The following is a 19,421-nucleotide window of genomic DNA, read 5'->3' on the forward strand; positions in this document are numbered from 1 at the left end:
TACTGGTGTTTTCGCGCGCGTGCCCGCACAGTTTCCCGGTGTCCTCCGATGACGCCTGGGACCGCACCAAGGTCGCCTGGCACGTGGCTTTCGCGGTGTTCGCCTTGGTCGGCGTGGTGCTGGTGCTCGCAGAGGACCACTTCCAGCCGGTCGCCCTGGTCCTGCTCGGCGCTTTGTGCCTCTGGTACTGGCGCGTCGGTGCCCCTCTGGCGCGGGACGAGCGGGGCGTGAGGTACCTGGCCGTCGCGATTCCCCTGGTGATCGCGATGTTCGCCTTGGTGCCCGCTCTCTCGGTGCTGTTCTTCACGCTGTACCCGCACATCTGGTCGTTGCTGCAACCGCGCCTCGCGATCTGGGCGACGGCTGTCACTTCCTTGTCGATCGGCTCCGTGGTCTTGGCCGCCGGCAGCTTCAGCCCCGACTCGGTGGGCGCGGCGGTGGTCATCTTCCTGAGCGTGATCCCGGCCGTGATGCTGGGTCTGTGGATCGCGCGGATCATCTCGCAAAGCCGCGAGCGGGCCCTGTTGGCCGACGTCAGCCACGAGGCAGGTGTGCTCACCGAACGCGAACGCCTGGCCCGCGACCTCCACGACACCCTGGCTCAGGGCGCGACCTCGGTTCTGCTGCTGCTCCGGGCCGCTCGCTCCGCTGCTGATCCCGTTGTGCGCGACCAACATCTGGCTTTGGCCGAGCAGACCACGGCGGAGAACCTGGCCGAGATCCGCGCTCTCGTGGCTGCATTGACTCCGGCCGCTCTCGACGGAAACGCTCTGCCCGCCGCGCTGGAACGCCTGACGGACCGGCTGGGCCGAGAACTGGGTCTCGCCGCGTCGATGAAGGTCTCCGGCGAGTACCGGCAACTGCCGCCCGACAGCGAAGTCACACTTCTCCGCGTCACCCAGGAGGCGCTCGCGAACGTCCGCAAGCACGCCCACGCCTCGTCAGTGGCCGTCTCTCTCGACTACTCGGCCGGCGTCTCGCTCTCGATCGTCGACGACGGGTGCGGTTTCGGCCCGGAGGCCCCGCGCGGGTTCGGCCTGGACGGCTTGAGGGATCGTGTGCGGTTGGCGGGCGGAGTGTTCGAGCTCCGTTCGTCGCCAGGCTCGGGAGTGCACGTGCGGGTGCTGCTGGAGGACGCGTGATCAGGGTGCTGCTGGCCGACGACCACCCCGTCGTCCGCTTCGGCCTGCGCACGATCGTCGAGGCTGAGGCGGATCTGTCCGTCATCGGCGAGTGCGGCTCAGGCTCGGATGCCGTGCGGCTCGCCGAAGAGCTCGCACCGGACGTCGTGCTGATGGACCTCAAGATGCCGGGCATGGACGGCGCCACCGCCACCGCTCAGGTCGTTGCCCAGACCTCCAGTCGCGTGGTCGTGCTGACGACGTTCGACACCGATGGAGACATCCTGCGCGCGATCGAGGCCGGAGCTACGGCGTACCTGCTGAAGGACGCGCCCAGCGAGGAGTTGATCGAGGCTGTGCGGGCGGCGGCGCGTGGGGAGACCGTGCTGGCTTCTCCTGTCGCGACCAAGCTCGTGAGCGCGGTGCAGCGGCCTGGGTTGAGTGCGCGCGAGGCCGAGGTGCTCGGGCTGGTGTCGCGTGGGCTGTCCAACGTCGCGATCAGTCAGGAGCTGAGTGTCAGCGAGGCGACCGTCAAGAGCCATCTGCTGCACGTGTTCACGAAGCTCGACGTGAGTGACCGGACGGCCGCTGTGACGGTCGCGCTGAGCCGGGGCTGGCTGCCTCCGCTCACGTAGAGTGCCTCATGCCCGAAGGCCTGCACGACTTCGAGAGCTACGACCCGGGCGCCAACCTACCCAGAGGGCGGCGCCATCCTTTCGACGCGCACATGGCCACGGCCCCGTTGTGGGTCAAGGTGGTGTCGCGAGCAGGCGTCGTGGTCACGCTCGCCGGGCTCGTCGTGATCGTGCTCGGCTCACTGGGTCTGGGACCTCACTTCTCGATGGTCGCCTCGGGCATCTACCTGGGCGGCTTCGGTGTGCTGGTGAGCCTGGTCAGCATGGCGTTCCACCCCAGGCGCTAGCTCATTTGGCCCCGTTCACTTCCACTTCCGGCCGCCGCCACAAGATCGAATGCGCAGCGCCGTTCGGGCGATGTGAAGTGTGAACTGTTGACGTGAAACCTACTCATGAGTAGTCAGGTGATTACGCCGCGTGCTGGAGATGTCCCTCGTCCACTCAACGGGGAGAGGCCATGAAACTAGCCGGATTCGCATCCCTGCTACTGGTACCGATGCTGATGTTCTCGGCCACCACCGCGTCAGCAGCTCCGCAGACCATCACCTACAAGCTCCGGGCGAGCGCCGCCGGGCAGTCGTCCGACTTCACGCTCGACCAGGGTGTTGACGCCGCAGCCCCGGCGACCGTCGCGCCCAACGGAACGCTCAAGGTCACCATCGACCCCGCGCCCAACAAGATCCCGTCCGAGGCCGGTGGGCGGCAGGTGCGTGAGATCAAGGGTCTCGCGCTCAAGCTGCCGGTGCCGGGCAACTCGAAGTTCCAGTCCGCGTCACTGGCCGGCGGCTCCGGGCTGGGTGGTACGCCGACCGTTGCCTTGCAGGGCAACGACGTCGTGCTGAGCGTGCCCGGTCCGATCAAGGGCGGCGCGGACTTCGAGCTGCCGACGGTCACGATCAACCTGCAGGCCGGCGGCACCGGCACCATCACCACGAAGCTCGGCGGCACCAGCTACGACGCCCCCGGCCTCACCTTCACCGCCGTCGTCACCGTCTTCGGCTTCCCGGTCAACGCCGCCGCGAAGGGCTACCCGGACCCCAGCCCCGTCCTGACGACCACCACCATCGGCTGACTCCTGATGCCCAACCCCCTGCCGGGCATCAGGAGTTAGCGATCAGAGCGGTCATCGTGGCGAGCGTCGTGCGCAGGTCTTCCAGCGAGACCTGCGCACTGACGCGGTTCGCCCACTCGTGCTGCACCTCCCGCAACCGTTCCACAGCAGCAAAACCATCAGCAGTAGGCCGGACCAGCTTCGCGCGGGCATGTGCCGGGTTCGGCAGGTACTCCGCCAAACCCTTGTCCACCAACAGATCCGTGATCCGCTGCACCGACTGACGGGCCAGCCCGATCTCCCGCGCGATGCCTGACACGGACAACGGCTCGCGCAACACCGGACCGAGCACCTGCCACCACGCCGCGGTCAGGCCGACGGGCTTCGTCATCACTTCGGCCGCGTCCATGAACGCGCTGTACAAACGGAAAGTCCGCATCACGACGTCGGTGAGGACGTCGCCGGCCTCAGTCCTGGACACTCGCCATCAGCCTCTCGAACGCAGCCACGTTGTCCTCGCGGTACAACTCGTACCAGGCGTCCACGGTCCGCGGCCGGTAGGCCTCCAGTTCCAGCAGGATCTCGCGCGTCCACTCCAGCGCGCTCGCACCGCCCGCCGTGATCACGCCGCGGTCCCGCATGGCACGAACATCCTGGTACAGCCCCGAACCGCTGTACTCGCCGAGCTCGCCGGGGAAGTTCGACGTGTGCTTGACGTCGTCCAGCAGCCCCTCCCGCGCGAGCCCGATCGTCGCGCCGCAGATCGCCGCCACCGGCTTGCCCGCCTCCCGGAACCGCCGCGCCAGCCCGCCCAGATCCGCGTTCGCGCCCGCCTCCCACGAGTCGCTGCCGATCAGGATCAGCATCGCCGCCCCCTCGACGTCGACGTCCGCGATCGTCACGTCCGGCAGCATCCGCACACCGCCGATCGTGCGCACCGGGTCCAACGACACAGCCACCGTCTTGATCTCGTAGCGGCCCGGCTGCCGCTGGAACACCTGGAGGTTGATCTGGGCGGCCGCGTGGCCGTACTCCCAGTCCGAAAGACCGTCGACCAGAGCCAGGTACACCGTCTGCGTTGTCATGACAGCATGCTGTCATCGACGACAGCATGCTGTCAACAAACCCGAAGGCTAAGGTCAGCCACATGGCAGACGAGCTGGTCCACTACGAGGTGCAGCGTGGCATCGCGACGATCACGCTGGACTCCCCCCACAACCGCAACGCGCTGTCGTCCCAGCTGCGCCGCGAGCTCACCGAGCACCTGAGCGCGGCTGCGAAGGACGACCAGGTGCGCGCGGTCGTGCTGACCCACACGGGTTCCGTGTTCTGCTCCGGCATGGACCTCAAGGAGGCCGCCGGCGCGAGCGCGGGAGACCAGGGCGTCAACGAGTTCCCGGCGATCCTGGAGCAGCTTTGGACCAGCCCAAAACCGGTCGTGGCCGCGCTCAAGGGTCCGGCCCGCGCGGGCGGCGTCGGCATCGTCGCGGCGTGTGACATCGCCATCGCGGCCAACGAGGCCACGTTCGCGTTCAGCGAGGTCCGGATCGGCGTGGTGCCGGCCGTCATCTCGGTGACCGTGCTGCCCCGCCTGCTCCCCCGCCAGGCCCACGAGCTGTTCCTGACCGGCGAGGCCTTCGACGCCCAGCGGGCCAAGGAAATCGGCCTGCTCAACTCCGCGGTACCCGTTGACGGCGTCGACGCCGAAGTCCGCCGCTACACCGACATGCTCGCGCTCGGCGCCCCCAACGCCCTCGCGGCCACCAAGAAGATGCTGCAGCAGGAACGGTCCACGAACCTCGGCGCGGTCTTCGCGGACATGCTCGAACTGTCGGCTCAGCACTTCGGCGGGCCGGAGGGCCAGGAGGGCATCGCGGCGTTCAAGGAGAAGCGCAAGCCGTCCTGGGTGCCAGCCGACTAGAACCAGCCGGTGCACTCGGTCTTGCCCTGCGATGTCCCGCACGCGCGCATGACCTTGCCGTCGTTCTTGAACGCCGGCGTGTACTTGGCGGTACCGGAGTCGATCTTCGTGTGACCGAGCGGCCCCTCGTGCTCGTTCGCCGTGGGGTCCTTGCGCTCGGTCCACACCTCCTCGCCGGGCGCCCCGGAGGAGATGCGGCCCCACGCGCACTTGGACCTGTTCGACGCGCGCAGCTCGATCACCCTGCCGTTCTGCATGGTGATCGGGTTGTCGCCGTCCATCGTGTCGAACGGCGTGAACGGATCCTCCTGCGTACAACCGGGGTCACCCGAACTAGGCCCGGCCTCGCTCATCGCGGCGGCGGACACCTGACCCACGTCCTCGCCCGAATCGCAGGCAGCGGCGGCCGCGGCGAGCACGAGCAAAAAGCCCGTGCGACGGAATTGCGTTCCCATGGAATCGCACTGTCCACTCTGGACAACGAATCCGCAGCGCGGATCACCGTTCTGTGCGAACAACCCGCAGTTTGTGATCACCTGATTCAGCGTTCCGCTTCACCGCGTCACGAAGGACCGCGGAAACGGAAGGATCCAAATCGACCGGCACGACCAACACGTACTCACCGGCGGGCAACCAGGACAGATCGGTCAGGCTGTCGTACAACGCGTCCAGGTTCTGCCCGAACCACGACGGAAAGTCCAGGGCCGCCGCGATGGCCGAGATCGCCGCGGCCTTTTCCGAAACGAGAATGTGTCGTTTCATTTGCTCACGTCCACGACGACGAACGTCGAATAGTGGTCGCCGGTGTAGAAGACTTCCTTTTCCGAACCGGTGATCAGCCGGCGCGCGCCGCGGTCGGGACTACCGGGCGTCGGCACCGTGTACTCCTTGTAGTACCCGGACTTCTGCGCGGGCAGCCGCTTCTCCCGGTTCTCGAACGTCACGCCGTCGTTGCGCGGGTACGGGAACGGGCCCTTCGACTCGATCAGCTTCCACGTCTTCGCGGCCTCGGACGGCAGCTTGGACAGCGCCTCGATGTCGAGACCCGAGTTCGCGCCGGGCACCTTCTCACCCTGCGCGGCACTCGTGACGACCGGCTTGGTGACCTCGGGCGCAGGCCCGGACGTGTTGTCCTTGACGAACCACCCGATCACGACCAGCGCGATGAGCCCGACCAGTGCGACGGTCAGGCGGCGACCAGGACTCACGCGGCGACCTTCTCCGGCTCAGGCTCCGGCGCCGCATCGTCAACACGCGACGCCGGGTTCTTCGCACCCCAGTCCGCGACCCGGTCGATCAGCCGCGCCACACCCAGGCACAGCGGCAGGACCACGATCATCACGACGGGGAACTGCACGGCCACGGGCAGCTGCACGACCCACAGCTCGACGCCGTCCCACCACTGCCAAAGCCAGTCCACGACCGCGAGCCTAGCCTCGTGACCGGTGTCACGGCATTTGCCCAGGCCGAAGCTCGGTATGTTGCGAACCATGTTCGCCGTTTACGCAGCAGAACCCAGTCCTGAGAACCCGCTGGCCTCGCTTCGCGTCGGCGAGCGCCCCGAGCCCGAGGTCCCGAACGGGTGGGTGCGCGTCGCGGTCAAGGCGGCCAGCCTCAACATGCACGACCTGTGGACGTTGCGCGGCGTCGGCATCAAGCCCGAGCAGTTCCCGATGATCCTGGGCTGCGACGGCGCCGGCACCCTCGACGACGGCACCGAGGTGGTGCTGCACTCCGTCATCGGCGACCCGAACTGGTCCGGTGAGGAGACGCTCGACCCGAAGCGCACGCTGCTCACCGAGAAGCACCAGGGCACCTTCGCCGACTACGTCACGGTTCCGGCCCGCAACGCACTGCCCAAGCCCGCTGACCTGACGTTCGCCGAAGCCGCTTGCATGGGCACGGCGTGGCTCACCGCGTACCGGATGCTGTTCGTGAAGTCCGGCCTGCGTCCCGGCCAGACGATGCTCGTGCAGGGCGCCTCGGGCGGTGTCTCGACCGCGCTGATCCAACTCGGTCGTGCCGCCGGTTTCCGCGTCTGGGTCACCGGCCGCACCGAGGAGAAGCGCGCGCTGGCCACCACTCTCGGTGCCCACGCCGTCTTCGAGTCGGGCGCGCGCCTGCCCGAACGAGTCGACGCCGTGTTCGAGACCGTCGGCAAGGCCACCTGGTCGCACTCCATGAAGGCCTTGAAGCCCGGCGGCATCGTGGTGATCTCCGGCGCGACGTCCGGTGACGCCTCCGCGGCCGAGCTGCAGCGGCTCTTCTTCCTGCAGCTGCGCGTGGTCGGCTCGACCATGGGCACCCGCGAGGAGCTGGGCGACCTCATCCAGTTCTGCGCCCTCAACGGCCTCAAGCCGCAGATCGGCGCGGAGCTGAAGTTCGAGGACGCCGAGCAGGGGCTCAAGTCCATGCTCGACGGCGAGACCGCGGGCAAGATCGTCTTCACCCGCACGTAAACAGCCCGATCGGCCAAAAATCGGCTCCCTGATTGGTGGGTCCGGACAAACCGCGTGACAGTTGACGCGGGCAGTGTGGCCACCACACTCCGTTCGGCCGGACCCACCATCAAGGGAGATGACGGCATGACTACGCAGGGCGTCTTCAGGCGCAAGCCCATCGACCAGATCGCCGACGACTCCGGCGACGGGCTCACCAGAACACTGGGCCTGTGGCAGCTGACCGCGATCGGCATCGGCGGCATCATCGGCGCGGGCATCTTCTCGCTCGCCGGTGCCGTCGCGAACAAGACGGCCGGCCCGGCCGTGCTGATCTCGTTCCTCGTGGCCGGTATCGCGAGCGCGGCGGCGGCGTTCTCGTACGCGGAGTTCGCGGGCCTGATCCCGAAGGCGGGCAGCGCCTACACCTACGGCTACGCGGTGCTCGGTGAGATCGTCGGCTGGTTCATCGGCTGGGACCTGCTGCTGGAGTACACCGCGATCGTGGCGGTGGTCGCGATCGGCATCTCCGGCTACTTCACCGAACTGCTCAGCCTCCTCAACATCCATCTCCCCCAGTGGATGCTGGGCGCGCCGGGCACCGAAAGCCAAGGCGTCGAACCAGGCAGTTACAAGGTCAACCTGTTCGCGGTGATCCTCTGCCTGCTGATCGCGTACGTCCTCAACCTCGGCATGAAGAACGCGGCCAGGTTCGAAACCACGTTGGTGTACCTGAAGATCGCGGTTGTCCTGCTGGTGATCGGCGTCGGCGTCTTCCACATCAACACCGCCAACTACAACCCGTTCTTCCCGTTCGGTCTGAGCGGCGCTTTCACCGGTGCCGCAACGGTCTTCTTCGCGGTGTTCGGCTATGACGCGATGTCCACCGCCGCCGAGGAGTCGAAGGACTCCCAGCGCCACATGCCCAAGGCGATCATCTACTCGCTGGCGATCTCGATGGTCCTGTACGTGCTGGCCTGCCTCGTGCTCACCGGCATGGTCAACTACAAGGACATCGACGCCGAGAGCGCGTTCGCGACGGCGTTCGCGGACATCGGCTACAACTGGCTGGGCATCATCATCAGCGTCGGCGCGATCCTCGGCATCACGACGGTGCTCTTCACGTTCCTGCTCGGCGCGGCCCGCGTCGGCTACTCGATGAGCCGCGACGGCCTGCTGCCCAAGTGGTTCGCGAAGACCCACCCGGTGAAGCACGTGCCGTCGCGCATCACCTGGGTGCTGGGCATCGCCTCGGCGGTCATCGCCGGGTTCCTGCCGATCGCGGAGGCCGCCGAGCTCACGAACATCGGCATCCTGCTGGCGTTCGTCGTGGTCTGCGTCGCCGTGATCGTGTTGCGCTACAAGCAGCCCGACCTGCCGCGCACGTTCAGGACGCCGGGCATGCCGGTCGTGCCGATCATCGGGGTGATCTTCTCGATCTGGCTGATCACGTTCCTCAACCCGGAGACCTGGGCGCGGTTCGCGATCTGGTTCGTGATCGGCATGGTCATCTACTTCACCTACTCGCGGCGCAACTCCGTCATGGAGAAGCAGCAGTCCAAGCAGTGACCTGCTGATCGAGCACGGACAGCGGCACCGGTCCGAGCCCGATCACCAGGTCGTGGAACGCGCGGACGTCGAAGCGGTCGCCCAGCCGGGCGGCCGCTTCGGCACGAACGCGCTGAATCTCCAGCCGCCCCACCATGTACGCCAACGCCTGGCCCGGCACCTCGATGTACCTGTCGATCTCCGACTGGATCTCGGGTTCCGGCATCGCGGTGTTCTCCCGCAGGTAGTCGACGGCCTGCTGCCGGCTCCACCCGAACGCGTGCAGCCCGGTGTCGACCACCAGCCGCCCGGCCCGCATCCCGTCCAGCCCCAGCATGCCGAGGCGTTGCTCGTCCGACGAGTAGAGCCCCATCTCGTCCGCGAGCCGCTCGGTGTACAGACCCCAGCCCTCCAGGTACGCCTCGATGAACGCGAACCGGCGCATGTCGTGCATCTCGGTCTCGGCCGCGATGCTCACCTGGTAGTGGTGGCCGGGAACGGCCTCGTGGAACGCCGTCACCTCGGACAGCGTGCGGCTGCGTTCGGTGGCGCCCAACGGGTTCACCCAGTACGTGCCGGGCCGCGACCCGTCCAGCGTCGCGGGCTGGTAGAACGCGATCGGCGCCGTCTCCCGCTCCGCCTCGTCCACCAACCGGACCTGGCACCCGCTCCTCGGCATGCGGCCGAACCACCGCGGCGCCTCGGCCTCGGCCCGCGCGACCGCCTCGACCGCGCTCGCGACCATCTCGTCCTCGTTGTCCCACAACAGTTCCGTGCGCAACCGGCGGAAGATCTCCGCGACGTCGGAGACATCCCACACCCGTGAGCCGATCTCCGCGTACTCCTCGCGCAACGACGCGATGACGTCCAGGCCGAGCTGGTGCAGCTCGGCGGGGGTGTACGAGGTGGTCGTGTAGTTGCGGACGAGGTTGGCGTAGTTCTGCTCGCCCTCGGGCAGCCAGCAGATCCCCGGCTGGTCGTCGGAACGGCCGTCGATCGACGTCAGCACATCGCGATACCGGGCGAGCGCCGCGCGGATCTCCGCCGACGCGGGGCCTTCCCACTCCTGCACGGGCCCGGCGAGGAAGCTCTCCACCCGCGTCGCGGCCGCCCGCAGGTGCCTGCGCAACGGCTTGCGGTCGGACTCGCGAACCCGCTTGCTCACCTGGTCGACGTACCCCGCGATCTTGTCCCGCCGCTGGGACATGTCCATCCGCGTCGACATCATGAGCAGCTCGTTCACCGGCGCCCGCAAGCCCGACGCGACGGTGTGCTCGACCAGCCTGGCGTCGATCCTGGCGATGATCGTCTCGCCCTGATGCCTGATCACGGCGAGCGTGACGGGGTCCTCGTCACTCGTCTCCACCCGGCGCAGCACATCGGCGATCCGCGCCCGCAGTGCCTGCTGCCCCTCCTCGCTGTGGTCAGGAAGCTTGTCCTCCCAGCCCGGCAGGCCGTACATCGAGGCCAGGAACGGCGAGTGGTCCACGACCGCGGCGAACATCTCGTCGGCGAGCGACATCAGGCCCTCCCCGCCCAGTCGGTGACCAGGTCGTTCAACGTCGAGAGCGGCACCGCGCCGTTCTCCAGCACCAGGTCGTGGAACTCCCGGACGTCGAACCGCGCGCCCGTCTTCGTCTCGGCCTCGGCCCGCACCCGCTGGATCTCCAGCCGCCCCACCATGTACGCCAGCGCCTGCCCCGGCGTCTCGATGTACCGGTCGATCTCGTTGTTGATCTCCGAGTCGTCCATCGTGGTGTTGGTCCGCAGGTACTCGACGGCCTGGCCGCGGCTCCACCCGAACGCGTGCAGCCCGGTGTCGACGACGAGCCGCCCGGCCCGCATCGCGTCCAGGCCGAGCATGCCCAGCCGGGCCACGTCGGACGAGTACAGCCCCATCTCGTCGGCCAGGCGCTCGGTGTAGAGGCCCCAGCCCTCGATGTAGGAGTCGATGAACGCGAACTTGCGCAGGTTCGACAGCTCGGTCTCGGCCGCGATCGACAGCTGGAAGTGGTGGCCGGGAGTCGCCTCGTGGAACGCCACGACCTCCGCGAGCGTGCGGCTGCGTTCCCTGGCGCCCAACGGGTTCAGGAAGTACGTGCCGGGACGCGAGCCGTCCATCGCGGCGTCGAGGTAGTACGCGAGCGGGGCGTTCGCGCGGTCGATCTCCGGCACGAACCGGACCTCGCAGCGCGCCTCGGGCAGCCGGCCGAACCACCGCGGCGCCTCGGCTTCCGCCCGCGCGACGGCTTCCACCGCACTCGCGAGCATCTCGTCCTCGTTGTCCCACAACAGTTCCGTGCGCAACCGCCGGAAGATCTCCGCGACGTCCGAAACTCCCCACACCCGCGAGCCGATCTCCGCGTACTCCTCGCGCAACGACGCGATCAGCTCCAGGCCCATCTGGTGCAGCTCGGCCGGCGTGTACGAGGCGGTGGTGTAGTCGCGGACCAGCTTCGCGTAGTTCTGCTCACCCTCCGGCAGCCAGCACAGCCCGGCGTGCTCGTCGTCGCGCCCGTCCAGCGACAGCAGGAACTCGCGGTACGCCGCGAACTTCGGGCGCAGGTCCGTGTCGCCCTCCCACTCCTGCCTCGGCGAGGCCAGGAACCGTTCGACGTGCGCCGCCCCGCTCGCGATGTGCCGGCGCAACGGCTTGCGGTCGGTGTTCCGCAGCCGCTCCTGGACCTGCTCCAAGAACCCGGGAACGAGGTGCAGCCGCTGCGAGAAGTCGATCTGCGACGACCACCTGAGCAACCCCGCGACCGGCGCGTTCAACCCCGACGACACGGTGTGCTCGACCAGCCGGGCGTCGATCATGGTGATGATCGAGGTGGCCTGGTGCCTGATCACGTCCCGCGTGACCGGATCCTCGTCGCTCTCGTCGACACGACCGAGGATGTCCTCCAGCCGTGCGCGCAGGGACTGCTGCCCGTCGACGCTGAGGTCTTCGAGCCGGTCGTCCCAGCCGGGCACGCCCACCAGCGTGGCGAACGTGGGCCAGAAGTCCATCATCGCCTGGAACGTCTCATCGGAGAGCGAGGTCACGCTCTCCTTCTTAGCCGCGCTTGAACCGCTCCGCCAAGGAATTGACCACATCCGTGAGCTCGTCGTGGAGCCTTGCCACGATGTCGGCGGCCGGTTCCGCGGTCGCCAGCGGGTACGTGGTGCCCGCCCAGAGCGACATGACCTCCAGCTCACCGGTCGCGCGCACCGGCTTGGTGAGGTGGTGCACGTTCGGGTACGCGGCGGGCGCGTGCGGACTGTTCTCGATCAGGAACCGGTTGACCAGCCCTCTGGCGGGCCGTCCGGTGAACGCCCGCGTCAGCGCGGTCCGGCGGGCCCCTTCCACGAGTGCTTCCCGGTGCACCGCGGTGGTTCCGGCCTCCGGGCAGCCGAGGAAGGCCGTGCCGAGCTGCGCCGCGACCGCCCCCGCCGCCAGCACCGCGGCCACGTCCGCCCCGTTCATCAGCCCGCCGGTCGCGATCACCGGCAGGTCGACGGCGTTGCGGACGAGTGTCAGCGCCGCCAGCGTCCCGTACAGCTCGCCACCGCCGGGCGAGATGCCGTCGTCGGTGAACGTGCCGCGGTGCGCTCCGGCGTCGGCGCCCTGCACGCACAGGACGTCCGCGCCGATCTGCTGCGCCTGCCGTGCCTCGCTCGGTGTGGTGACGGTCACGACGATCGTCGTCCCGGTCGCCTTGAGCCGCTGCACGTCGTCCGCGTCCGGCAGCCCGAACGTGAACGAGACGACCGGCACCCGCAGTGCCAGCACCAGCTCCAGCTTGGCGGCGTAGTTGTCGTCGTCCCAGCGCGGGTCGCCGGGCACCGCGCCGACCTTCTGCGCACAGGCCTTGACCCGGTCCACGTAGGACGAGATGTCGGCGGTCGGCCGGGTGCCGGGCACGAACAGGTTGACCCCGAACGGCTTGCTCGTGAGCTGGCTCGTCTGGGTGATCTTCTCCGCGAGCTGCTCGACGGTGATGTAGCCGGCCGCCAGGAACCCGAACCCACCTGCGTCGCTCACCGCGGCGACCAGCTCGGGGGTGGAGGCGCCACCTGCCATGGGCGCGGCGATCACGGGCACGGCCAGCGTGTGGAACATGAGCACAACCTAGTTGGACCGGGCGGTGGATGCCCGGTGAAGCAGCTGTGTCCTTGATGACGCAACGGCATTTGGACGAATTCCGCCTGAACTGTGCCGTTCACTTTCCGGCCACGCTGATAGGCCAAGGTGTCGGGGTGATGCGGCGCGTGTACGTCGTGGTCCTCGACGGACTGCGACCCGAAGACGTCAGCGAGGCGCTGACCCCCACCCTCCTGACCCTGCTCGACGAAGGAACCCGCTTCCCGGGGGCCGCTGTTCCCGACCTCCTGTCGTCCGTGCGGGAACTGGGTTTCCGCACGGTCCTGCCAGATCCCGAGCACCCGGCCGACGCGTTCACGTCGCACACCCTGCACGCCCTGATCGACTCGGAGGATCCCGAGCTCGTGCACGTGAAGTTCGGCGACTGCGACCCACCGCTGGGCATCGTCCGCTCGCTGGCCGTGCGCACCTCGGACGAACAGGTGGGCAAGCTCGTCCGGCACCTCAGGGCGACCGGGCGCTGGGCACGATCGGCGCTGGTGGTCGTCGCCGGTGGGTGCCCCGCGGTGTCCTGGCAACGTCACATCGACGCGGATTCGTTGCTGCGCGGCAAAGTCGCGGTCGCGGGCAGGCAGCTGCGCTGGACCGGGCCCGCGTCCGACCGCGCGGTGGCGTTGCGGCACCTGAAGTCCGTGGTGAGCAGAGTTCCCGGTCCGGCGGCACCGGTGCCGTTGCTCGTCGCCGGCGGCGATCTGTCCACTGTGGAGGTCGCACCGGCGGTGGGGAGGCTGTTCGGCCTCCCCGAACCGCCGGTCGGTCACGCCATCACCTAGGGCAGGGAGTCCAGGTGAGGGGCGACCGTGTTGGCGAACTGCCAGTTGTTCGACGCGTCCCAGTTGATCGACCACGTCATGGCGCCGCGGATGGACGGCCAGGTCGTGCTCGGCTTGAACGTCCCGCAGTTCGTGCCGCGGGCGAGGCAGCTGAGCGCGTTGTTGACGTTGGACGGCGACTGGTACCCGCCACCGGCTCCGGAGGGTGACGCGGGCAGGCCGAGACCGACCTGGTCCGCGCGCAGGCCGGACTGCAGCTGGATGCACGCGAGCGCGGTCAGGAAGTTGACCGTGCCCTGGCTGTAGACCTGCTGGTCGCAGCCGAGCATCGAGCCGGAGTTGTAGTACTGCATGTTGACGATCGTCAGGATGTCCTTGATCCCCAGCGCCAGCTTGAAGTACTCCGCACCCATGTTCTGCATGTCGATCGTCTGCGGCGCCATCGTGATCACGTTGCCGCCACCGGCGTAGATGCTGCGCAGCGCCTGACCCATGTAGGTGGCGTTGACGCCGTTCTCCAGGTCGATGTCGACGCCGTTGAAGCCGTAGTTCGCGATCAGCGACTTGACGCTGTTCGCGAAGTTGTTGGCCGAGTTGGAGTCGCTGACGCTGATGGTGCCGTTCTGGCCACCGACGCTGATGATCACCTTCTGGCCGCGGTTCTGCACGGTCCTGACGTCGGCCTTGAACTGCGCGTCGGTGTAGCCGCCGAGCTGGCTGCTCAGGCCGGGGTCGAGGTTGAACGCGACCTGGCCCGGCGTGCCCGTCGCGTCGGCGAACGAGACCGCGATGATGTCGTAGGTGGTGGGAACGTCAGCCAGCTTGAGTGCGCGCGCACCGTTGTAGAAGTTCTGCCAGTAGCCCGTCAGGACGTGCTTGGGCAGACCGGTGTTCGGCGGGTTGCCGGTCGTGGTGGTGGTCGTGGTGGTGGTGGTGGTGGTGGACGTCGTCGTCGTGGTCGTCGGCGGCGTGCCGGGGCCGTCGAGGTTGAAGTCGTCCGCGAAGTAGGCGGGCTGGCCGTACCAGCCGTGCACGTAGATCGTGACGCTGGTGGCGCTGCCGGTGGTGAAGTCGACGCTCAGCTGCTGGAAACCGCTCGTGCCCGGCGTCCAGGTCTGCTTCTCCACACCGCCGGTGACACCGAGGTAGACGTAGCTGCCCTGCACCCACGCGCTCAGCTTGTAGGCCGTGTTCGGTTGCACCGTCACGGTTTGCTGGCACTGGGCGTTGCTCTGCCCGACGGGCGCGCCCTGCAGGGCGTAGCTGCCGGTGCGCTTGGTGCTCGTGGTCGCGCTGGTGCCCTCGGTGCAGGTCCAGCCGCTGAGGTTGCCGGCCTCGAAGCCGCTGTTGGCCGCGAGGTTGGCGGCGACGGCGCTGCCGTTGATCACCAACACCAGACCGGCACAGGCGACAAGCGCGGACAGCAGCGCTATAGCTGCTCGTCTGGTCTTGGACATGGTCCACCTCCACACATCATGCGGCGGCCATGTTGTGAGTTCGCCTAAAAATGGACTAGACCACTGTCCCGGGTCAAGCATTGCGCTGGTCATCGGATGTATTTATCGTGTGCGTGCCGCCTTGATGTTGAGGAGTGGTATGCGCGTAGTAGCTGTTCTGGCTCTACTGCTGGGATTTGCGACACCGGTCTCAGCTTCTCCCGGCTGGGTGGCGGCGTGGGGATCCGCGATGCAGACACCGGTGTCATCGGATGTCAGCGGCACCTCTTATACGGTCCGAAACATCGTCCGGCTGACCGTGGGCGGCTCGACCGTCCGCGTGCGACTGTCGAACGTGTTCAGCTCGGGCGACCTGACCGTGGGCAAGGTGTCGGTGGCTCCTCCTGGAACCGGTGCCGCGCTCGACTCGACCCCGCGCCGGGTGACTTTCCACGGCCGCGAGTCCGTCGTGGTGCCGCGCGGTGGCGAGGTGCTGTCAGACCCGGTGGCGCTGAAGACGGTCGCCGACTCCTCGGTGGCCGTGTCGATCTGGGCTTCCGCCGCGCCGGCCGTCGCGACCTATCACCGCAGTGCGCTGTCCTCCAACTACGTGGCTCCCGGCGACCACGCCCGTGACGTCGCGGGCACGGCGTTCACGCAGAAGGTCTCGTCCTGGTACTACCTGTCCGAGGTGGCCGTGACGTCCTCGGTGCGCGGTTCCGTGGTGGCGCTGGGCGACTCGATCACGGACGGCTCGGGTTCCACGGGCGGTGCCAACCGGCGGTGGACGGACGTTCTGGCTTCGCGGACTTCGTTGGGCGTGGTCAACTCCGGCATCTCCGGCAACCAGCTTCTTCGTGATGGCACGTATGGGGTTTCCGGCATTTCCCGCACGCCACGGGACGTGCTCGACCGCGCGGGTGTGCGGACGTTGATCGTGCTGGAGGGCATCAACGACATCAAGGCCAAGCCCGACGCGACGTTCGAGGAGCTGCGCGACGGGTACAAGAAGGTCATCTCTCTCGCGCACTCGAAGCACGTACGTGTGTTGGGCGCGACCATCACACCGATGGGCGGCTACGCGAACTACACCGACGCACGCGAGGCCGTGCGTACCGCGGTGAACAAGTGGATCCGCGAGTCGGGCGCGTTCGACGGTGTCGCGGACTTCGACAAGGCAGTCCGGGACCCCGCGAAGCCGACGTACCTGCGCGAGGAGTTCGCCAGGACGGACCACCTGCACCTCACCGACGCCGGCTATCAGGCCATGGGCCAGGCGGTCGACCTCTCGCTGCTTTAGCTTGGTGCGCGTGTTCACCCTTTCTGATGCCATCGCCCTCGCCACCTCCGCCCACGACGGCCAGGTCGACAAGTCCGGCCGCCCGTACATCGGCCACCCGCTGCGGGTAATGGCGTCCGTAGAGGGTGAACACGCGCAGATGGCCGCCGTTCTGCATGACGTCATCGAGGACACCTCGGTGACCGCAGACGACCTCACGGCCCGTGGATGTCCCGCTGCTGTGGTCGATGCCGTCGTCGCGTTGTCGCATCTCCCGGACGAACCGCAGGACGTCTACTTGCGCCGCGTGGCCGCGAACCCGTTGGCCCTCACCGTGAAACGCGCGGACATCGCCGACAACCTCTCCCCTGCCCGCATGGCCCGGCTAGACGCCGCACTGCAGGAGCGTCTGCAGACCAAGTACGCGAACGCGCTGAGGTTGCTCACCGAGTTCGTGAGTTAACTAACTTCTTCATCGGTACAGGTCGTCTGAACAGGGTGTATTATCGAACCGTAACCAAGATTGGAAGGACAAGATGACCCGCCACGACCTGTCCGTGAAGTCCCTGCGCTCGAGCCTGGCCACGCGCCGTGCCGCTCGTCTTCAGCGTCAGAGCCTGGAGCGGCAGTTGGCCAGCTACACCTCCGAGAGCGACCGCATCGAGCTGGACGCCATCCTCTCCCGCCACACCAGCGAGGAGACGACCGAGCTCCGGTCGATCATCAACCGTCAAGCGATGGACCGCCTCCTGCGTTCCGCCTGACCGGTTCACGTGTGGGCCACCCCGGCAATGGTGCCGAGGGTGGCCTTTTGCGTTTCCCGGCAACCGTGAACGAGTGCTCTACAGGTAGGACGGCGATAGCGTCCGGCCATGCGTCGACTCCTTGCCACCGCGTTGGCCGTGCTCGCGCTCATGCCGGTGCCCGCGGCGATGGCCGACCGGGTGGTCACGGACTACCAGGACCCGCTCCAGGCAATCCCCGCGGTGAGCCGTCCGCCGACGAAGTCCTGCACCGTCACGGCGATGCGGCACACGTTCGCGAACTCGTACGGGCAGCCGTTCGTGGGCACGCTCGCGCCGCCACCGGAGTGCGCCGGCCCGTGGACGAAGGTCGTGCTGGACTGGACGGGCCGCAGCAAGGGGCGTCAGTACGACCGGCTCGCCGGGTTGTGGATCGGCGGCGCGGAAGTGTTGCGCACGTCGACGCCGGAGCCGGACCCGTCGGGCATCGTGTGGCACTTCGACCGCGACATCACGGCTTTCGCACCGCTGCTGACCAAGGCGCAGCCGTTCGTGGTGGATCTCGGCAACGTCGTCAACGACACCTACACCGGCCCGTTCGACATCGAGGTCACGGTCACCTACTACCAGGCTTCCCCTCGGTATCCGGCACCTCGCCAGGCCGACGTGGTGCTGCCGCTGTCCGCTGACGCCGCGTTGCCCGGCTGGCAGTTCCTCAAGGACGGCAAGAACTTCACGAAGCAGCTCACCGTTCCGCCGAACACCGCGAAGCTGACCGCGGAGATCTACGCGCGGGGTGGCGGCTGCGAGGAGTTCTGGTGGTCGAACGTGCCGAGCGACCTCGCCGCCCGGTTCCCGGACGCCGGACTTTGTGGCGGCGGAACGTATCGCGAGGTCGAGGTGCGCGTCGACGGACGGCCCGCCGGCGTGGTCGCCCCGTACTCGGTGATCTACACCGGCGGTGTCGCGCCGATGCTGTGGCGCCCGATCTCGGCCATCGACGCGATCGACACGCTGCCGTACACGATCGACCTGAGCCCGTTCATCGGCACGCTGACCGACGGCAAGGCGCACACGATCGACCTGGTGCCGCCGCGCGGGATCGTGGACGACTGGGCGTTGGGCGGAAACCTGTTCGCCACCACGGATCCGCACGTGCAGCGAGTCACAGGAGCGCTGACTTCGAGCGACGTTCCCACCGCTGACGTCAAGACTTCCACGACCGGCACGGACCTGGACGTGACGATCAAGACTCAGGTGCGGCGGGCATGGCGGACCAGCGGCGTGATCAGGACGTCGCACGGCACCCAGCAGGTTTACTCCTCGGGTGCTTGGACGTTCTCCAACACGACTTCGCTCGCGGAGAAGGCGACCAAGCAGAAGACCGACCAGAAGGTGACCGGCGCGTACTCCTCGAAGGGCAGGCTCGACGGCTTCGACTTCCCGCTCAACGTGGACGTCACGCAGAACATCGTGAACGACAACAACTACCGCATCGACGCCAAGGTCCACATGGGACGTCGCTTGTGGACGGTCGGCGACGGCGCGAAGTTCAGTGACGACACCCTCGACACGCAGGGCGGCTTCGGCCGGACCAACGGCGTGCTCTCCTACGCCGACGGCTCGTCCAGCGAGCGCTGGCGCGGCACGGTGGACGGCCGCTTCTACCAGCACTCACTGAAGACCGAGCACGGTTACGTGGTTCCTCAGTAGAGACGCTTGATGGTCAGCACGTTGTCCTTGCGCGACTCCTGCTGACCATCCGGCCCGACGAAGGGCCGCTCGACCACCTCATCGGTGATGACGATCCAGTTGTCCGCCAGCTTGAGGTGGTCGAGCACGTCTTTGGTGGTCGGGAAGTAGTGGTCCTGGTGCTCCGACCACGACGGCGCCCCCGCGTGCCCGCCGATGATCAGGTACCCGCCCGGCGCCACCGCCGCCGCGGCCTTCTTCAGGATGCTGTTGCGTTCCCCGTCCTCCTCGACCGGCGAATGCAGGAACTGCGCGCTGACCAGGTCGTACAGCCCCTCGGGGAACGTCTCCTTGAGGTCGTGCCGCTCCACCGCGAACTCGACCCCCTCGTCGTACGCGTGCTTGACCGCCCGGTCCAGCGCCACCTGCGACACGTCCACCCCCAGCACCCGCCAGCCCTTCTTCGCGAGCCATACGGCGTCGCCACCCTCGGCACACCCGATGTCGAGCGCGCTGCCGGGCGTGAGCCGCTCGGCTTCCCGGACCAGCAACGGGTTCGGCTTGCCGGACCACACCTGGTCCCGCTCCGAGTAGAAGGTCTCCCAGAACTCCTGCGCAGTCGTCATGCTGTCAAAGATGC

General features: G+C 67.8%; 23 protein-coding genes. 12 read left to right on the forward strand and 11 right to left on the reverse strand.

The window, feature by feature from the left end:
- Positions 1 to 38 precede the first annotated feature (38 nt).
- The 4 genes from ABZX92_RS01905 (at position 39) to ABZX92_RS01920 (ending at position 2,828) form a co-directional block, all read left to right on the forward strand.
- Positions 39 to 1,142, forward strand: a complete 1,104-nt coding sequence (locus tag ABZX92_RS01905) for a sensor histidine kinase (protein ID WP_355552505.1) — start codon at positions 39 to 41, stop codon at positions 1,140 to 1,142.
- The gene (locus ABZX92_RS01910; protein ID WP_355552508.1) at positions 1,139 to 1,756 is read left to right on the forward strand and encodes a response regulator transcription factor; all 618 of its coding nucleotides are present in this window, start codon (positions 1,139 to 1,141) and stop codon (positions 1,754 to 1,756) included. Before ABZX92_RS01905 ends, ABZX92_RS01910 begins: the two co-directional genes overlap by 4 nt.
- 8 nt (positions 1,757 to 1,764) lie before the next feature.
- Positions 1,765 to 2,043 (forward strand): hypothetical protein, encoded by a 279-nt coding sequence (locus tag ABZX92_RS01915; protein WP_355552511.1) that lies wholly within the window; start codon positions 1,765 to 1,767, stop codon positions 2,041 to 2,043.
- A 170-nt stretch (positions 2,044 to 2,213) separates the two neighbouring features.
- The gene (locus tag ABZX92_RS01920; protein ID WP_355552514.1) at positions 2,214 to 2,828 is read left to right on the forward strand and encodes a cyclase; all 615 of its coding nucleotides are present in this window, start codon (positions 2,214 to 2,216) and stop codon (positions 2,826 to 2,828) included.
- 28 nt (positions 2,829 to 2,856) lie between these two features.
- On the opposite strand, the gene ABZX92_RS01925 is transcribed toward ABZX92_RS01920, so the two are convergent.
- Both ABZX92_RS01925 and ABZX92_RS01930 read right to left on the reverse strand, forming a co-directional pair.
- A complete protein-coding gene (locus ABZX92_RS01925; RefSeq protein WP_355552517.1) occupies positions 2,857 to 3,288 on the reverse strand; it encodes a MarR family transcriptional regulator in 432 nt (143 codons plus the stop codon).
- On the reverse strand, positions 3,275 to 3,892 hold the full coding sequence (locus tag ABZX92_RS01930; protein ID WP_355552520.1) for a DJ-1/PfpI family protein: 618 nt from the start codon (positions 3,890 to 3,892) through the stop codon (positions 3,275 to 3,277). The genes ABZX92_RS01925 and ABZX92_RS01930 overlap by 14 nt, the downstream gene beginning before the upstream one ends.
- Before the next feature lie 62 nt (positions 3,893 to 3,954).
- Here ABZX92_RS01930 and ABZX92_RS01935 point away from each other — a divergent pair, with 62 nt between their 5' ends.
- Positions 3,955 to 4,728 (forward strand): enoyl-CoA hydratase-related protein, encoded by a 774-nt coding sequence (locus ABZX92_RS01935; protein ID WP_355552523.1) that lies wholly within the window; start codon positions 3,955 to 3,957, stop codon positions 4,726 to 4,728.
- Here the strand turns inward: ABZX92_RS01935 and ABZX92_RS01940 are convergent.
- The 4 genes from ABZX92_RS01940 to ABZX92_RS01955 are packed head-to-tail and all read right to left on the reverse strand — an operon-like array spanning position 4,725 to position 6,148.
- The gene (locus ABZX92_RS01940) at positions 4,725 to 5,183 is read right to left on the reverse strand and encodes a hypothetical protein (protein ID WP_355552526.1); all 459 of its coding nucleotides are present in this window, start codon (positions 5,181 to 5,183) and stop codon (positions 4,725 to 4,727) included. The genes ABZX92_RS01935 and ABZX92_RS01940 overlap by 4 nt on opposite strands.
- A gap of 43 nt (positions 5,184 to 5,226) precedes the next feature.
- Positions 5,227 to 5,490 (reverse strand): barstar family protein, encoded by a 264-nt coding sequence (locus ABZX92_RS01945; protein WP_355552529.1) that lies wholly within the window; start codon positions 5,488 to 5,490, stop codon positions 5,227 to 5,229.
- Positions 5,487 to 5,936: a ribonuclease domain-containing protein gene (locus tag ABZX92_RS01950; protein WP_355552532.1), complete on the reverse strand. Its 450-nt coding sequence runs from the start codon at positions 5,934 to 5,936 to the stop codon at positions 5,487 to 5,489. The genes ABZX92_RS01945 and ABZX92_RS01950 overlap by 4 nt, the downstream gene beginning before the upstream one ends.
- Positions 5,933 to 6,148 (reverse strand): hypothetical protein, encoded by a 216-nt coding sequence (locus ABZX92_RS01955; protein ID WP_355552535.1) that lies wholly within the window; start codon positions 6,146 to 6,148, stop codon positions 5,933 to 5,935. The genes ABZX92_RS01950 and ABZX92_RS01955 overlap by 4 nt, the downstream gene beginning before the upstream one ends.
- Before the next feature lie 70 nt (positions 6,149 to 6,218).
- On the opposite strand from ABZX92_RS01955, the gene ABZX92_RS01960 reads away from it, so the two are divergent.
- Entirely contained in the window at positions 6,219 to 7,187 is a 969-nt protein-coding gene (locus ABZX92_RS01960; RefSeq protein WP_355552538.1) for a zinc-binding dehydrogenase, read from the forward strand.
- A gap of 126 nt (positions 7,188 to 7,313) precedes the next feature.
- Positions 7,314 to 8,735 carry an amino acid permease gene (locus ABZX92_RS01965; RefSeq protein WP_355552541.1) on the forward strand — a complete coding sequence of 474 codons (1,422 nt, stop codon included), beginning with the start codon at positions 7,314 to 7,316 and terminating at the stop codon, positions 8,733 to 8,735.
- Here the strand turns inward: ABZX92_RS01965 and ABZX92_RS01970 are convergent.
- From ABZX92_RS01970 to ABZX92_RS01980, 3 genes are read right to left on the reverse strand one after another with little or no spacing between them, the layout of a single operon-like run.
- On the reverse strand, positions 8,707 to 10,236 hold the full coding sequence (locus ABZX92_RS01970; RefSeq protein WP_355552543.1) for a DUF885 domain-containing protein: 1,530 nt from the start codon (positions 10,234 to 10,236) through the stop codon (positions 8,707 to 8,709). The two genes, ABZX92_RS01965 and ABZX92_RS01970, sit on opposite strands and share 29 nt — an antisense overlap.
- Positions 10,236 to 11,759: a DUF885 domain-containing protein gene (locus ABZX92_RS01975; protein ID WP_355552546.1), complete on the reverse strand. Its 1,524-nt coding sequence runs from the start codon at positions 11,757 to 11,759 to the stop codon at positions 10,236 to 10,238. Before ABZX92_RS01975 ends, ABZX92_RS01970 begins: the two co-directional genes overlap by 1 nt.
- A 10-nt stretch (positions 11,760 to 11,769) precedes the next feature.
- The gene (locus tag ABZX92_RS01980; RefSeq protein ID WP_355552549.1) at positions 11,770 to 12,816 is read right to left on the reverse strand and encodes a nitronate monooxygenase; all 1,047 of its coding nucleotides are present in this window, start codon (positions 12,814 to 12,816) and stop codon (positions 11,770 to 11,772) included.
- A 140-nt stretch (positions 12,817 to 12,956) separates the two neighbouring features.
- Here ABZX92_RS01980 and ABZX92_RS01985 point away from each other — a divergent pair, with 140 nt between their 5' ends.
- Positions 12,957 to 13,631 (forward strand): hypothetical protein, encoded by a 675-nt coding sequence (locus ABZX92_RS01985; RefSeq protein WP_355552552.1) that lies wholly within the window; start codon positions 12,957 to 12,959, stop codon positions 13,629 to 13,631.
- On the opposite strand, the gene ABZX92_RS01990 is transcribed toward ABZX92_RS01985, so the two are convergent.
- Complete coding sequence (locus tag ABZX92_RS01990) at positions 13,628 to 15,088, reverse strand: glycosyl hydrolase family 18 protein (RefSeq protein WP_355552555.1); 1,461 nt, start codon at positions 15,086 to 15,088, stop codon at positions 13,628 to 13,630. The two genes, ABZX92_RS01985 and ABZX92_RS01990, sit on opposite strands and share 4 nt — an antisense overlap.
- A 139-nt stretch (positions 15,089 to 15,227) precedes the next feature.
- On the opposite strand from ABZX92_RS01990, the gene ABZX92_RS01995 reads away from it, so the two are divergent.
- The 4 genes from ABZX92_RS01995 to ABZX92_RS02010 all read left to right on the forward strand — a co-directional run bounded on the left by ABZX92_RS01995 (position 15,228) and on the right by ABZX92_RS02010 (position 18,802).
- Entirely contained in the window at positions 15,228 to 16,367 is a 1,140-nt protein-coding gene (locus ABZX92_RS01995; protein WP_355552558.1) for an SGNH/GDSL hydrolase family protein, read from the forward strand.
- 10 nt (positions 16,368 to 16,377) lie between these two features.
- On the forward strand, positions 16,378 to 16,809 hold the full coding sequence (locus tag ABZX92_RS02000; protein ID WP_355552561.1) for an HD domain-containing protein: 432 nt from the start codon (positions 16,378 to 16,380) through the stop codon (positions 16,807 to 16,809).
- Positions 16,810 to 16,882: 73 nt separating this feature from the next.
- Entirely contained in the window at positions 16,883 to 17,110 is a 228-nt protein-coding gene (locus tag ABZX92_RS02005; RefSeq protein WP_355552564.1) for a hypothetical protein, read from the forward strand.
- A gap of 108 nt (positions 17,111 to 17,218) precedes the next feature.
- Positions 17,219 to 18,802, forward strand: coding sequence for a peptide-N4-asparagine amidase (locus ABZX92_RS02010; protein WP_355552566.1), 1,584 nt, complete (start codon positions 17,219 to 17,221; stop codon positions 18,800 to 18,802).
- Here the strand turns inward: ABZX92_RS02010 and ABZX92_RS02015 are convergent.
- A complete protein-coding gene (locus ABZX92_RS02015) occupies positions 18,796 to 19,407 on the reverse strand; it encodes a class I SAM-dependent methyltransferase (RefSeq protein WP_355552569.1) in 612 nt (203 codons plus the stop codon). The two genes, ABZX92_RS02010 and ABZX92_RS02015, sit on opposite strands and share 7 nt — an antisense overlap.
- Between the last annotated feature and the right edge of the window lie 14 nt (positions 19,408 to 19,421).

The sequence above is a fragment of the Lentzea sp. NPDC006480 genome (genome assembly GCF_040611995.1).
Taxonomy (GTDB): Bacteria; Actinomycetota; Actinomycetes; order Mycobacteriales; family Pseudonocardiaceae; genus Lentzea.